General features: G+C 67.6%; 12 protein-coding genes. 8 read left to right on the plus strand and 4 right to left on the minus strand.

Annotated features, from left to right (window positions below; genetic code table 11):
* Positions 1 to 123: 123 nt before the first annotated feature.
* Entirely contained in the window at positions 124 to 1,698 is a 1,575-nt protein-coding gene (locus H7F51_RS02515; RefSeq protein ID WP_185662644.1) for a helicase HerA-like domain-containing protein, read from the minus strand.
* Positions 1,699 to 1,785: 87 nt separating this feature from the next.
* Here H7F51_RS02515 and pabB point away from each other — a divergent pair, with 87 nt between their 5' ends.
* The 4 genes from pabB (at position 1,786) to arfB (ending at position 6,042) form a co-directional block, all read left to right on the plus strand.
* The gene (pabB, locus tag H7F51_RS02520; protein WP_185662645.1) at positions 1,786 to 3,615 is read left to right on the plus strand and encodes an aminodeoxychorismate synthase component I; all 1,830 of its coding nucleotides are present in this window, start codon (positions 1,786 to 1,788) and stop codon (positions 3,613 to 3,615) included.
* Between the two features lie 15 nt (positions 3,616 to 3,630).
* Positions 3,631 to 4,797 carry a pyridoxal phosphate-dependent aminotransferase gene (locus tag H7F51_RS02525; RefSeq protein WP_185662646.1) on the plus strand — a complete coding sequence of 389 codons (1,167 nt, stop codon included), beginning with the start codon at positions 3,631 to 3,633 and terminating at the stop codon, positions 4,795 to 4,797.
* A 179-nt stretch (positions 4,798 to 4,976) separates the two neighbouring features.
* Positions 4,977 to 5,630, plus strand: coding sequence for an RluA family pseudouridine synthase (locus H7F51_RS02530; protein WP_185662647.1), 654 nt, complete (start codon positions 4,977 to 4,979; stop codon positions 5,628 to 5,630).
* On the plus strand, positions 5,623 to 6,042 hold the full coding sequence (gene arfB, locus H7F51_RS02535) for an alternative ribosome rescue aminoacyl-tRNA hydrolase ArfB (RefSeq protein WP_185662648.1): 420 nt from the start codon (positions 5,623 to 5,625) through the stop codon (positions 6,040 to 6,042). The genes H7F51_RS02530 and arfB overlap by 8 nt, the downstream gene beginning before the upstream one ends.
* 78 nt (positions 6,043 to 6,120) lie before the next feature.
* On the opposite strand, the gene H7F51_RS02540 is transcribed toward arfB, so the two are convergent.
* Together H7F51_RS02540 and H7F51_RS02545 are read right to left on the minus strand one after the other, a co-directional pair.
* Positions 6,121 to 6,300 carry a hypothetical protein gene (locus H7F51_RS02540; RefSeq protein ID WP_185662649.1) on the minus strand — a complete coding sequence of 60 codons (180 nt, stop codon included), beginning with the start codon at positions 6,298 to 6,300 and terminating at the stop codon, positions 6,121 to 6,123.
* Between the two features lie 47 nt (positions 6,301 to 6,347).
* Positions 6,348 to 6,659, minus strand: a complete 312-nt coding sequence (locus tag H7F51_RS02545; RefSeq protein ID WP_185662650.1) for a hypothetical protein — start codon at positions 6,657 to 6,659, stop codon at positions 6,348 to 6,350.
* A 129-nt stretch (positions 6,660 to 6,788) separates the two neighbouring features.
* Here H7F51_RS02545 and H7F51_RS02550 point away from each other — a divergent pair, with 129 nt between their 5' ends.
* The 4 genes from H7F51_RS02550 to metH are packed head-to-tail and all read left to right on the plus strand — an operon-like array spanning position 6,789 to position 12,401.
* Entirely contained in the window at positions 6,789 to 7,775 is a 987-nt protein-coding gene (locus H7F51_RS02550) for an ArsR/SmtB family transcription factor (RefSeq protein ID WP_185662651.1), read from the plus strand.
* Entirely contained in the window at positions 7,772 to 8,656 is an 885-nt protein-coding gene (metF, locus tag H7F51_RS02555; protein WP_185662652.1) for a methylenetetrahydrofolate reductase [NAD(P)H], read from the plus strand. The genes H7F51_RS02550 and metF overlap by 4 nt, the downstream gene beginning before the upstream one ends.
* On the plus strand, positions 8,653 to 9,717 hold the full coding sequence (locus H7F51_RS02560) for a homocysteine S-methyltransferase family protein (protein ID WP_185662653.1): 1,065 nt from the start codon (positions 8,653 to 8,655) through the stop codon (positions 9,715 to 9,717). Before metF ends, H7F51_RS02560 begins: the two co-directional genes overlap by 4 nt.
* Entirely contained in the window at positions 9,714 to 12,401 is a 2,688-nt protein-coding gene (gene metH, locus H7F51_RS02565; RefSeq protein WP_425491007.1) for a methionine synthase, read from the plus strand. Before H7F51_RS02560 ends, metH begins: the two co-directional genes overlap by 4 nt.
* Here the strand turns inward: metH and H7F51_RS02570 are convergent.
* The gene (locus H7F51_RS02570; RefSeq protein WP_246447673.1) at positions 12,388 to 13,209 is read right to left on the minus strand and encodes an NYN domain-containing protein; all 822 of its coding nucleotides are present in this window, start codon (positions 13,207 to 13,209) and stop codon (positions 12,388 to 12,390) included. The genes metH and H7F51_RS02570 overlap by 14 nt on opposite strands.
* Positions 13,210 to 13,264: the final 55 nt, after the last annotated feature.

Here is a 13,264-nt window from a genome sequence, read left to right on the forward strand (position 1 = left end):
CAGCGGTTGAAATTCAGGAACTGAAGGGGCAATGCGCGGGGCAGCCTTGCACGCCAAGGCCGCGCCGGAAGACGGCTTGGGGTCTGGGGCCCTTGGCCCCGGAATCACCCCTTCATTTCCAAATCAGCGCAGCAGGCCGCCAAGCAGCCCGCGCGCGAAACGGCCGAGCAAGGCGCCGCCAAGCGCCGTGCCGATCGAGCCGGCCGCCGCGCTGGCAGCGCTGGCCATGGGCGAGCTGCCCGACTTGCGGCCAGACATCGAGCGGGCGATCATCGTTCCGGCCGAGGCGGCGGCAGCGCCGAGCGCGGCCTTGCCGGCCTTTTCCCACATCGAGGGGGTCTGGCGCGGCTGGGCGCGCTGGGCCTCGGTGCCCTGTTCCTCGACGACCTTGGCGGCGGCAGCGGCATCGGCCGACTTCTGCGCGAGGACTTCGGCCGCGCTCTCGCGGTTCACCGCCGTGTCGTACTTGCCTTCGAAGGGCGAGATCGACTGGATGATCGCCCGCTCCTTGTCGGTAACGGGGCCGAGGCGCGAGCGCGGCGGGGCGACGAGGGTGCGCTGGACCACCGAGGGCGAGCCATCCTCGTTGAGGGTGGAGACGAGGGCTTCGCCGACCTTCAGTTCGGTGATCACCTGCTCGACCTTGAGCTCGGGGTTGATGCGGAAGGTCTCGGCCGCGGCGCGAATCGCCTTCTGGTCGCGCGGGGTGAAGGCGCGCAGGGCGTGCTGGACGCGGTTGCCGAGCTGGCCGGCGATCTTTTCGGGAATGTCGATCGGGTTCTGCGAGATGAAATAGACGCCCACGCCCTTGGAGCGGATCAGGCGGACGACCTGCTCGACTTTGTCGAACAGGGCTTGCGGCGCATCGTCGAACAGGAGGTGGGCCTCGTCGAAGAAGAAGACGAGGCCGGGCTTTTCCGGATCGCCGACCTCGGGCAGGGCCTCGAACAGTTCGGACAGGAGCCAGAGCAGGAACGTGGCGTAGAGCTTGGGGCTCTGCATCAGCTTGTCGGCGGCGAGGACGTTGATATAGCCGCGGCCCTGATCGTCGCACTTGATGAAGTCGTTGATTTCAAAGGCGGGTTCGCCAAAGAAGCGGTCCGCGCCCTGGCTTTCGAAGGAGAGCAGCTGGCGCTGGATCGTGCCGACGCTGGCCTTGGACACATTGCCGTATTTCGTTGCCAGCTCGCTTGCCTGTTCGGCGCAGGCGATCAGGACCTGCTGGAGATCCTCGAAATCGAGCAGGAGCAGGCCATTGTCGTCGGCATAGCGGAAGGCGATGTTGAGCACGCCTTCCTGGGTGTCGTTGAGGCCGAGCAGGCGGGAGAGCAACAGTGGTCCCATTTCCGAAACAGTGGTGCGGATCGGGTGGCCCTTCTCGCCATAGAGGTCCCAGAATACGGCCGGGTTGTCGTGGTAGGCATAGTCGGTGATGCCGAGTTCCTTCGCACGGGATTCGAGCGCGTCGGCATGCTTGAAATCGTGGCTGCCGGGCATGCAGATGCCGGAGAGATCACCCTTCACATCGGCCAGAAACACCGGAACTCCGGCGGCGGAGAACTGTTCGGCAACGGTCTGGAGGGTCACGGTCTTGCCGGTGCCGGTGGCGCCGGCGACGAGGCCGTGGCGGTTGGCCCGGCCGAGCCTGAGGACCTGCCGTTCGCCATCCGATGCCAGACCGATGAAGATGTCTTCCATGCCGAAAAGCTCCTTGGGTGCCGCTCAGGCAGAGGATTAAGCCCTTTTGCAACGGCGCCGCAAGCGCACTACAAGCCGCGCGCTCAGATGTCGCACCAAGATCCCATCCAGCCCTTTGTCCTGCTCGACGACGCACGGACCGATTCGCCCCACCGGTCGCGGCTCTATCGGGGCCCGGTGGAGGTGATCGTCGCGCGCCGGGCGGGCGAGGTGCCAGCGGCACTCGCCCGAATCGAGGCGCTGCGGGCCGAGGGCCTGCACCTTGCCGGATACCTCGCCTATGAGGCAGGGCTCGCGCTGGAGCCGCGCCTTGCCGCGCGGCTGGACCGGCGGGCGGGCGCGGGCGGGCCGCTGGTCTGGTTCGGCGCCTTTGCCGGCCATGAGGAGATGGACGGCGCACAGCTGCGCGCCTGGCTGGCCGGGCGCGGCGAGGCCAGCCTCGGCCCGATGGGTCCGGCGCGCGCTCCGGCGGCCTATCTGCGCTGCTTCGATGCGGTGCAGGGGGCGATCGCGGCGGGGGACATCTATCAGGCCAACCTGACCTTCCCGCTGACCGGTGCCTTTCGCGGCGATCCGCTGGCGCTTTACGGCAAGCTGCGCGAGGCGGGGCGGGCCGGGCATGGCGGGGTGGTGTTCGACGGATCGCACTGGCTGCTCTCGCTCTCGCCCGAGCTGTTTTTCGCGCTGGAGGGTGACAGGGCGACGGTGCGGCCGATGAAGGGCACCCGGCCGCGCCGGGTCGATGCACGGGCCGATGCCGCCGAAGTGCGGGATCTTGCCGCCAGCGTGAAGGACCGGGCCGAAAACCTGATGATCGTCGACCTGATGCGCAACGACCTCTCCCGCGTGGCCGTGCCGGGCTCGGTCAAGGTCGAGGCGCCCTTCGCGATCGAAACCTATCCCACCGTGCACCAGATGGTGACGACGGTGCGGGCGCGGCTGCTGCCGGGCAAGGGCGCGTCCGACATGCTGGCCGCGCTGTTTCCCTGCGGTTCGATCACCGGCGCGCCCAAGATCAGGGCGATGGAACTGATCGACGCGGCCGAGCGCGATGCGCGCGGGCCCTATTGCGGCGCGATCGGGCGGATCGATCCTTCTGGCGATGCGGCGTTCAATGTGGCAATCCGCACCTTGCGGCTGACGCCGGACGGCACGTCCGGTGGCGGCGGCAATGGCGGCGGCAGTAGTGGCGGCAGGGCGGTGCTGGGCGTCGGCTCGGCCGTGGTGGCGGATTCGGATGGCATGACCGAGTGGCGGGAATGTCTGGTCAAAGGGGGTTTCGTGCGCGCATCCGCCGGCGGTTTCGACCTGATCGAGACAATGGCTTTCACGCCCGAGGGGGGCATCCCCCTGCTCGAGATGCATCTCGAACGGGTCAAGGCGAGCGCGGGGGCGCTGGGCTTTTCGTTCGACCGCCACGCGATCCGCAATGCGATCCAGGCCCTGTGCTTCGACCATGACCTGCCGGCGAAGCTGCGGCTCGTGGTGGCCAAAAGCGGGGCCTATACGCTGGAGATCGGCACCCTGCCCGCCCCCCTGCCCGAGCCGGCCAGCTGCGTGGTCCTGCCGCTGCCGGTCGATCCGGGCGACTGGCGCCTGTCGCACAAGACCACCGACCGGGGCTTCTACGGCGCGGCCCTGCGCGCGGCCAAGGCCCACGGCGCCGACGAGGCGCTGTTCGTGCGCGACGACGGGCTGATGACCGAGGGCAGCTTCACCAACCTGTTCGTCGAGGACGAGGAGGGAGTCCTGCTGACCCCGCCGCTCGAACGCGGACTGCTGCCCGGCGTACTGCGGCGCCACCTGATCGAGGACGGCGCGGCGCGCGAGGCCGACATTTCGCTGGGCGACCTTGCGGGCGGCTTCCTGATCGGCAATGCGCTGCGCGGGCTGATGCCGGCCCGCCTGAAGGGCTGAAATCCGGGTATGACCATGAAGACCTCTGCCGCGCTTTCGCGCATTTCCCCCTCGCGCACCAATGCGATGACCGACCGCGCCTTCGAACTGCGCGCGGCCGGGCGCGACATCATCTCGCTCTCGGTGGGCGAGCCCGACTTTCCGACCCCGCCCCACGTGGTGCAGGCAGCCAAGGACGCGCTCGACGCCGGGGACACGCGCTATACGGCGGTGATCGGCACCCGGCAGCTGCGCGAGGCGGCGGCGCTCCATTTCGGGCGCGACCTTGGCATCCAGACCAGCCCCGAGCAGGTGATCGCCAGCAACGGCGGCAAGCAGTCGATCTTCCTCGCCATGCTGGCGACGCTCGATCCCGGCGACGAGGTGCTGATCCCCAGCCCGTGGTGGGTTTCCTATCCCGAGATCGTGCGCTTTGCCGGGGCGAGCGTGGTCGACCTGCCGACCGTGGCCGCCGATGGCTTCCGCATCAGCGCGGCGCAGCTGGAGGCGGCGATCACCCCGGCCAGCCGTTGGCTGCTGCTTAACAGCCCGGGCAATCCGACCGGCGCGACCTATTCCGCCGCCGACCTTGCGGGGCTGGGCGAAGTGCTGCGGCGGCACCCGCAAGTGCTGGTGATGAGCGACGATATCTATGCGCCGCTGCGCTATTCCGAAGGCGCCCATGCGACGCTGGCCGTGGTCTGCCCCGATCTGGCCGAGCGGGTTCTGACCGTTTCGGGCGTGTCCAAGAGCCATGCCATGACCGGCTTCCGCCTTGGCGTTGCCACCGGGCCGGACTGGTTGATCAAGGCCATGGGCAAGCTGCAGAGCCACAATTGCGGCAATCCCTGCTCGATCAGCCAGGCTGCCGCCGCGGCCGCCTTCACCGGGCCGCAGGAGTTTTTGCTCGACTGGCGCGAGCGGTTTCGCGCGCGGCGCGACCTGTGCGTGGCAGCGATCAATGCGATCCCCGGCTTGTCGACCCCGGTCCCGGACGGGGCCTTTTACTGCATGATCGATGCCGCGCCGCACATGGCGCGCTTCGGGGATGACGAGGGGCTGGCGATGCAGATCCTCGAGCACGGGGTTGCCGTGGTCGCTGCTTCGGCCTTTGGCGGCCGGGACGGGTTCCGGATCAGCTTTGCCGCCGACGAGGCGACGCTGGCCGAGGCCTTCCGGCGGATTGCGGAAGCCCTGAAGTAAATATGATTCCGGGGCCCCTTCGACGGACCGGCAGGCCGGTCCGCTCAGGATAAACTTGCCCCAGACCCCTTGCCGTCTTCCGGCGCAGAGTTCATGCGGAAGGCTGCCTTTTTCACTGCCCCCACGTCGGGAGACGTAACGGGGTGCAGGGGCAATGGCCCCTGCAAGGAACCATTATAATGACCTTCACGATCCTTTACGAAGACGGCGAAGCCCTCGTCATCGACAAGCCCGCCGGTCTGCCGCTCGACACGCCGCGCGCAGGCGGGATCAGCCTTGAGGACCGGCTGGACGAGCTGAAATTCGGCTTTCACCGCGCGCCCGCGCCGGTCCATCGGCTGGACCGCGATACGTCGGGCTGCCTGTTGCTGGCGCGCAATCCCAAGGCGCTGAAGCGGTTTTCGGCGGCTTTCGAGGCGCGGCAGGTGGAGAAGCGCTATCTGGGCGTGGTCTCGGGCCCGATCGAGGGCGAGGGCGGGACGATCGAGCTCTCGCTCTCCAAGATTTCCAGCGCCAAGGAAGGCTGGCGGATGATCGTGGCCAAGAAGGGCAAGCCCGCGATCACGCACTGGCGCAAGTTGGATGAGAAAAACGGGCTGACGCTGGTGGAATTCCGCCCCGAGACGGGCCGCACTCACCAGATCCGGGTTCATGCCGCGCATGCTTTCGGCCATTCGCTGCTCGGCGATCCGATCTATGGCGACGGGCGTGGGGCGCGGCGCACGTTGCTCCACGCCGCCGGGCTGACCGTGACGCGCGAGGGCAAGGAGCCGATCGTGGCGGCGGCCCCGCTGCCGGCGGACTTTGCCGCGCTGGGGTTCAGCGATGGCTGACGGGCCCGAAGCGGCGATCGAACGCGCTCTGGCCCATGTGGAGGAGAGCTTCATCGCCGCGGCGGGGCCCGGCGGGCAGAACGTCAACAAGGTGGCGACGGCGGTGCAGCTGCGCCTGAGCATCTATGCCCTGCGGCTGGCGCCCGAGGTTTTCGCGCGGTTCAAGGAACTGGCGGGAAGCAAGATGACCGCCAAGGGCGAGATCGTGCTGACCGCGCGCCGCTTTCGCACCCAGGAGCAGAATCGCGCCGATGGCCGCGAGCGGCTTTCCGAACTGATCCGCGAGGCGCACAAGCTGCCGGAGAAGCGCGCGAAATCGCGGCTCAACCGGGTGGGCAAGACCCAGCGGCTGGAGGGCAAGAAGAAGCGCGGGGCGGTGAAAGCCGGGCGGGGGAAAGTGCGGTTGGATTGAGTTTTTGAAGGGTCGATGCAGGGACGATGGCCCCTGCGAAAATCCTGCCTGAATATCTTGAGCCGCTTCGCGGGAAGATCACTTCGCCGGTTGGGTCGCCTCGGGCGCGGGCGGGGCTTCGCTTTCGATCATTTGCGCCGCCTCGTCGAGCGCGCGTGCTTCGCCCACCGTGACCCCGCCGGGACCGGGCTCGTTATCTGCCTTCTCGCAGGCGGAGAGGGCCAGCGGGGCGCAGAGGAGGAGGAGGACGCGCTTCATCGGGGCCGATGCGAAAAGGGCGGCCCGTGGAGCCGCCCTTGTTCGGATCACATCTTCTTTTCGGCCTGGTCGATCGCCTTTTCGGCGCCTTCACCGCCCGCCGCGTTGAAATCGGCGGCGGCGGCGGCGGCATTGGCGGCGGCGTCTTCAGCCTTGGCGCCGGCATTGGGATCGGCCGGGGCCGTGGCGGTGGAGCCGGCATCGGGAACCGGCTCGGCGGCGACGGTGTTGAGCTGTTCCTCCGCCGGCATTTCCACGGTGTCCGGGGTCGCCTGATCGCTGGCGTCGTCGGAATGTCCGCAGGCGGAGAGGGCCAGCGACGCCGAGGCGGCCAGGGTGAACAGCGCGATTGTCTTCATGGAATCAGCCCTCTTGCGGCGGGAATGCATGGCGCGCTTCCTAGCCAAAGCCAGCGCCCGGGGCAAACGCCGGGTGCATCAATTCCCCGCTCTTGAAGTGATATAAAGAAATCTTTATATGACCTCGTCATGAAGCTCGAACCCACCCTGCGCGCGCTGGCCGATCCGACCCGGCTGCGGATCATGCGGCTGCTCGCCGACATGGAGCTGGCCGTGGGCGAGCTGGCCCAGGTGCTGGGGCAGAGCCAGCCACGCGTCTCGCGCCACGTCAAGATCCTGTGCGATGCGGCGCTGGCCGAGCGGCGGCGGGAAGGCTCGTGGGTCTTCCTGCGCAGCGCGATCGGGGAGGACCTGGCGCCGAGGCTCGGCGCGGCGGCGGCGCGGCTGCTGGCGGCGGGCGAGGCGGACGATGCCGCGTTCGCCGCGCGCTGCGACGAGGACCGGCGGCATCTCGCCGCGATCCGCTCGGCGCGCGAAGCACAGGCCGAAGCCTATTTCGCGCGGCACGCCGCCGAGTGGGACACGCTGCGCTCGCTCCATTCGCCCGACGGGCCGGTCGAGGCAGCCTTGGCCGGGGCGCTCGGCGGGTCGCTGGGCGTGCTGCTTGATGTGGGCACCGGGACGGGCCGGATGGCGGAGCTTTTTGCCGGGAACGCCGCGCGCATCACGGCCCTGGACAAGAGCCCGGAAATGCTGCGGCTGGCGCGCGCCCGTTTGCAGAACCTGCCCGCAGGCAAGGTCGACCTGCAGCAGGGCGACTTTACCGCCCTGCCCTTCGCGCCCGCCAGCCACGACACGGTGCTGTTCCACCAGGTGCTGCATTATGCCCAGGAGCCCGACGCCGTTCTGGCCGAGGCGGCGCGGGTGACGCGCCCCGGCGGGCGGATCGCGATCGTCGATTTCGCCGCTCATGCCCATGAGGACCTGCGCGCCTCCCATGCTCACGCCCGCCTCGGCTTTTCCGACGAGCAGATGCTGGCGCTGCTTTCCGCCGCGGGCTATGTGCCCGCCCCGCCGCTGGCCATTCCCGGCCAGCCGCTGACCGTGAAGATCTGGACCGCGACCCGCACTGCCGGGCCGGTTCCTGCCGACAATGCCCGAAAGGTTTCCGCGTGATTTCGCCCGACCATCCGCTGTTCGCCGGCCTGCCGGGCGACGTCTCCGTCTCGTTCGAGTTCTTCCCGCCGAAGAACGAGAAGATGGAGGCTCAGCTGTGGGACGCGATCGGCCAGCTCGCGCCGCTGGATCCGAGCTTCGTCTCGGTGACCTATGGCGCGGGCGGCACGACCCGCGAGCGGACCCATGCGACCGTGGCGCGGCTGGTGCAGGAGACCGACCTGATCCCCGCCGCGCACCTCACCTGCGTGGGGGCGAGCAAGGGCGAGATCGCCGAGATCGCCGACCAGTACTGGGAAGCGGGCGTGCGCCGCCTCGTTGCGCTGCGCGGCGATCCGCCGCCGGAAAGCGGGGGCACCTTCGTGCCGCATCCCGAGGGCTATGCCAGCGCGGCGGAGCTGGTCGAGGGGCTGGCCCGCAGCCATGACTTCGACATTTCGGTCGCGGCCTATCCCGAGGTTCACCCCGAGGCGGCGAGCGCGGAAGCCGACCTCGACAACCTCAAGCGCAAGCTCGATGCCGGGGCCGCCCGCGCGATCACCCAGTTCTTCTTCTCGACCGACGCCTATTTCCGCTTCCTCGACAAGGCGCTGGCGGCCGGGATCACCGCGCCGATCCTGCCCGGGATCATGCCGGTGACAAGCTTCGCCGCGATCCGCCGGATGAGCGGGAACACCGAGATTCCGGGCTGGATGGTGGCGCTGTTCGAGGGGCTGGACGAGCGGCCGGGGCCGCGCACGCTGGTCGCCGCCGTGGCCGCCGCCGACCTGTGCCGCCGGCTCTACGCGGGCGGGGTGCGCGACTTCCATTTCTATACGCTCAACAAGGCGGAGCAGGCCTATACCATCTGCCACCTGCTTGGACTGAGGCCGAAAGCATGACCGATCTGACCCCCAGCAAGGCCCGCACTAACCTGTTCGCAGAGGCCGCCCAGCGCATCCTGATCACCGATGGCGCCTTCGGCACCGAGATCCAGGGCTGGAAGCTCTCGGAAGCGGACTATGCCGGCTCGCTCGGCCTGGCCCGCGACCAGAAGGGCAACAACGACATCCTGGCGCTGACCAAGCCGGAAGTGCCCGAGACGATCCACCGCGCCTATTTCGAGGCCGGGGCCGACATTGCCGAGACCAACACCTTCTCGGCCAACCGGATCAGCCAGGCCGACTATGCCGCCGAGCACCTCGTGCGCGAGATCAACCTTGAAAGCGCGAAGCTGGCCCGGCGGATCGCCGATGAATATGCGGCAAAGGATGGCCGCCCGCGCTTCGTGGCGGGCGCGATCGGGCCGACCAACAAGACCCTGTCGCTCAGCCCTGACGTCAACGATCCGGGCTTTCGCGAGATCGACTGGGACACGCTGGTCGAGGTCTACAAGGAGCAGGCCGCCGCGCTGGTCGAGGGCGGGGCGGACTTCATCCTGATCGAGACTGTGTTCGACACGCTGAACGCCAAGGCCGGGGTCATGGCCGTGCGCCAACTGGAGCAGGAGATCGGCCGGGAAGTGCCGATCATGCTGTCGATGACCCTGACCGATCTTTCGGGGCGCAACCTTTCGGGCCACACCGTGGAAGCCTTCTGGCACGCGGTGCGCCATGCCAAGCCGATCACCATCGGGCTCAACTGCTCGTTCGGCGCGACCCAGCTGCGCCCGCACGTGAAGGTGCTGAGCGAGATCGCCGATACGCTGATCATGGTCTATCCCAATGCGGGCCTGCCCAACGAGCTGGGCGAATACGACGAGCTGCCCGACACGACCGCCGGCCTTGTCGGCGAATGGGCGCAGGCCGGGCAGGTCAATATCCTTGGCGGATGTTGCGGCTCGACCCCGGCGCATATCGCGGCCATGGCGAAGTTCGTGGCGGGCCTGAACCCACGCAAACTGCCGGTGCTGGAGCCGATCACGCGGCTGGCCGGCCTTGAGCCGTTCACGATGGCGGCCTGAGCCGCGCCCAGCCGATACCCACCCCCGACCCCTCCCCATGTCCCCGCGAAGGCGGGGAGCAGCGGGAGGGGGGAGTTGATACGATGACCACGCCTTCCTCCTCCCGCTTCGTCAACGTCGGCGAGCGCACCAATGTTACCGGTTCGGCCGCGTTCAAGAAGCTGATCCTTGCCGGAGACTATGCCAAGGCGGTCGAGGTCGCGCGCCAGCAGGTCGAGAACGGGGCCCAGGTGGTCGACGTCAACATGGACGAGGGGCTGCTCGACGCGGTTCACGCCATGACCACCTTCCTCAAGCTGCTCGCCGCCGAGCCCGACATCGCGCGGGTGCCGGTGATGATCGACAGCTCCAAGTGGGAAGTGATCGAGGCCGGGCTGAAGTGCGTTTCGGGCAAGCCGATCGTCAACTCGATCTCGATGAAGGAAGGCGAGGAGCCGTTCCTCGCTCACGCGCGCAAGTGCATGGACTATGGCGCGGCCGTGGTGGTCATGGCCTTCGACGAGAAGGGCCAGGCCGATACCCAGCAGCGCAAGGTCGAGATCTGCGAGCGGGCCTACAAGCTGCTGATGACGATCGGTTTTCCGCCGGAAGACATCATTTTCGATCCCAACGTCTTCGCCGTGGCGACGGGGATCGAGGAACACAACAATTACGGGGTCGACTTCATCGAGGCGGTGAAGGAAATCCGCCAGCGCTGCCCGCACGTCCACTTCTCGGGCGGGCTTTCCAACCTTTCCTTCTCGTTCCGCGGCAACGAGCCGGTGCGCCGGGCGATGCACTCGGTGTTTCTCTACTATGCGATCCCGGCCGGGCTCGACATGGCGATCGTCAACGCCGGGCAGCTTGACGTTTACGACACGATCGACCCGGCGCTCAGGCAGGCCTGCGAGGACGTGATCCTCAACAAGGATGACGGCGCGACCGAGCGGCTGATCACGCTGGCCGAAAGCTTCAAGGGCAAGGATGCCGCGCAGGAGAAGGCCGCCGAGGAATGGCGCGGCTGGCCAGTGATCAAGCGGCTGGAACATGCGCTAGTCAAGGGCATCGACCTCCACGTGGTCGACGATACCGAGCTGGCGCGGCAGGAGATCGCCGCGCGCGGCGGCCGCCCGATCGAGGTGATCGAAGGGCCGCTGATGGCGGGGATGAACGTGGTCGGCGACCTGTTCGGATCGGGCAAGATGTTCCTGCCGCAGGTGGTGAAATCGGCCCGCGTGATGAAGAAGGCCGTGGCCCACCTGATCCCCTTTATCGAGGCGGAAAAGGAAGCGGGGGCCAAGGCCAAGGGCCGGATCGTGATGGCGACCGTGAAGGGCGACGTTCACGACATCGGCAAGAACATCGTTGGCGTCGTGCTCCAGTGCAACGGCTACGAGGTGATCGACCTGGGCGTGATGGTGCCATGGTCGACCATCATCGACACGGCGAAGAAGGAAGACGTCGACATCATCGGCCTTTCGGGCCTGATCACCCCCTCGCTCGACGAGATGGTGACCGTGGCCGAGGAAATGCAGCGGGCGGAAATGACCATTCCGCTGCTGATCGGCGGGGCGACGACCTCCAAGGTCCATACCGCGCTGCGCATCGATCCGGCCTATGAGGGCCCGGTGATCCACGTGCTCGACGCCAGCCGGGCGGTGGGCGTGGCCTCGCAGCTCCTGTCGGACACGCAGGCGGAGCCGTTCATCAAGGCCACCGCGGCGGAATACGAGGCCGTGCGCGATGCCCGCGCGGGCAAGGAAGGCTCAGGGCTCCTGCCGCTGGCGGAAGCACGGGCCAATGCCTTTCCGGCCGACTTTGCCCAGAAGGCGCCGCCCCCGGTGCAGCCGGGGCTGCACGTGTTCGAGGACTGGTCGCTCGCCGATCTCATCGAGACGTTCGACTGGACCCCGTTCTTCCGCGCCTGGGAACTGGCCGGGACTTACCCATCGATCCTCAAGGATGCCGTCGTCGGCGAAAGCGCGACAGCGCTGTACGAGGACGCGCGGGCCATGCTGGCGACGATCGTTTCCGAGAAGTGGCTGACCGCCAAGGCCGTCTGCGCCTTCTGGCCGTGCCATGCCGAGGGCGACGACATCCGCCTTGAGGACGGCACCCTGCTGCCGTTCCTGCGCCAGCAGTTCAAGAAATCGCGCGGCCGGGCCAACTTCTGCCTGACCGACTTCATCGACCCCGCGGGCGACTGGCTTGGCGGGTTCGCCGTGGGCATCCACGGGATCGAGCCTCATCTGGCGCGGTTCAAGGCCGCGCACGACGACTACAACGACATCCTGCTGAAGGCGCTGGCCGACCGCTTTGCCGAGGCTTTTGCCGAACGCCTGCACCAGCACGTGCGCACGACCCTGTGGGGCTATGCCGAGGGCGAACAGCTGACCAACGAGGCGCTGATCCGCGAACAGTATCGCGGCATCCGCCCGGCGCCGGGCTATCCGGCATGCCCGGACCACAGCCTGAAGCCGGTCCTGTTCGACCTGCTGAAAGCTTCGGACAATGCCGGGATTACCCTCACCGAATCGCAGGCCATGCTGCCGACCTCGGCCGTTTCCGGCTTCTACTTCGCCCATCCCGAGAGCCAGTATTTCGGGGTGGCGCGGATCGGGCGCGACCAGGTGGAAGACTATGCGGCGCGGCGCGGGGTGGACCTTGCCGTGGCGGAAAGGTGGCTGCGGCCTAACCTCGACTGATCGGGACGCACGGCTCCTTGGAGCGTTCCTTGTTGCGCTTGTCCGCGACCCAAGGCTGCTCGCCCGGACGATGGAATATTTCGAACAGGCCGGTCTTCGCGAAGAGGTCGGTGAAGGTCTTGGCCCCATAGTTGCGGGGATCGATGGTGGCCACGCGCCGCGCAGCGCTGCCCACTTGCGCGAGCAGCGCCCAGCCATCATCACGAGCCGAGGCCTCCACCGCTCCGCGAAGCGCATTCACCAGCTTGGTATCCTGCGCCAGCAAGCGCGGCGCTGCGGGATTGTCGGAAGTGGGACTGCCGGCGCGGGGTGACGGCTTTTCAGGATCTTCCGGCCCACCGGGCAAGGCAGCGGGATTCTCCAGATAAAGGAAGTCGGTGCAGGCATTGACGAACGGCTCTGGCGTCTTGCGCTCTCCAAACCCGAATACGTCCTGCCCGGCCGCCTTGAGATGCATGACCAGCGGCGTGAAATCCGCGTCGCTGGAGACAATCCCGAACGCGTCGATCTTCTGGGTGTAGAGCAGTTCCATCGCATCGATGACCAGCGCCATGTCGGTCGCGTTCTTGCCTTTGGAATAGCTGAACTGCTGGACGGGCCGAATCGCGAATTCGTGCAGCGTTTCCTTCCATCCCTTCAGCGCCGGGGTGGTCCAGTCTCCGTAGGCCCGGCGGATGCCCGGCGTGCCGTGCTTGGCCAGCTCCGCCAGGATCGTCGGCAGGCGGGCGGCCGAGACGTTGTCGGCATCGATCAGGAGGGCAATCCGGCGGAATGAAAGAGTGGCGTGGGCATTCATCGCCCCGATCATGGCGTTCAATGGTTAAGCCGATCTGAGCAATTCCCTGCGGCGGACTGTTCTGCCA

The organism is Novosphingobium flavum (genome assembly GCF_014230315.1).
Classification (GTDB): domain Bacteria; phylum Pseudomonadota; class Alphaproteobacteria; order Sphingomonadales; family Sphingomonadaceae; genus Novosphingobium; species Novosphingobium flavum.

Excerpts from the sequence above, each read along its gene's own strand:
- H7F51_RS02515 (WP_185662644.1), bottom strand. The coding sequence starts at position 1,698 with ATGGAAGACATCTTCATCGGTCTGGCATCGGATGGCGAACGGCAGGTC.
- pabB (WP_185662645.1), top strand. The coding sequence starts at position 1,786 with ATGTCGCACCAAGATCCCATCCAGCCCTTTGTCCTGCTCGACGACGCA.
- H7F51_RS02525 (WP_185662646.1), top strand. The coding sequence starts at position 3,631 with ATGAAGACCTCTGCCGCGCTTTCGCGCATTTCCCCCTCGCGCACCAAT.
- H7F51_RS02530 (WP_185662647.1), top strand. The coding sequence starts at position 4,977 with ATGACCTTCACGATCCTTTACGAAGACGGCGAAGCCCTCGTCATCGAC.
- arfB (WP_185662648.1), top strand. The coding sequence starts at position 5,623 with ATGGCTGACGGGCCCGAAGCGGCGATCGAACGCGCTCTGGCCCATGTG.
- H7F51_RS02540 (WP_185662649.1), bottom strand. The coding sequence starts at position 6,300 with ATGAAGCGCGTCCTCCTCCTCCTCTGCGCCCCGCTGGCCCTCTCCGCC.
- H7F51_RS02545 (WP_185662650.1), bottom strand. The coding sequence starts at position 6,659 with ATGAAGACAATCGCGCTGTTCACCCTGGCCGCCTCGGCGTCGCTGGCC.
- H7F51_RS02550 (WP_185662651.1), top strand. The coding sequence starts at position 6,789 with ATGAAGCTCGAACCCACCCTGCGCGCGCTGGCCGATCCGACCCGGCTG.
- H7F51_RS02560 (WP_185662653.1), top strand. The coding sequence starts at position 8,653 with ATGACCGATCTGACCCCCAGCAAGGCCCGCACTAACCTGTTCGCAGAG.
- H7F51_RS02570 (WP_246447673.1), bottom strand. The coding sequence starts at position 13,209 with ATGATCGGGGCGATGAATGCCCACGCCACTCTTTCATTCCGCCGGATT.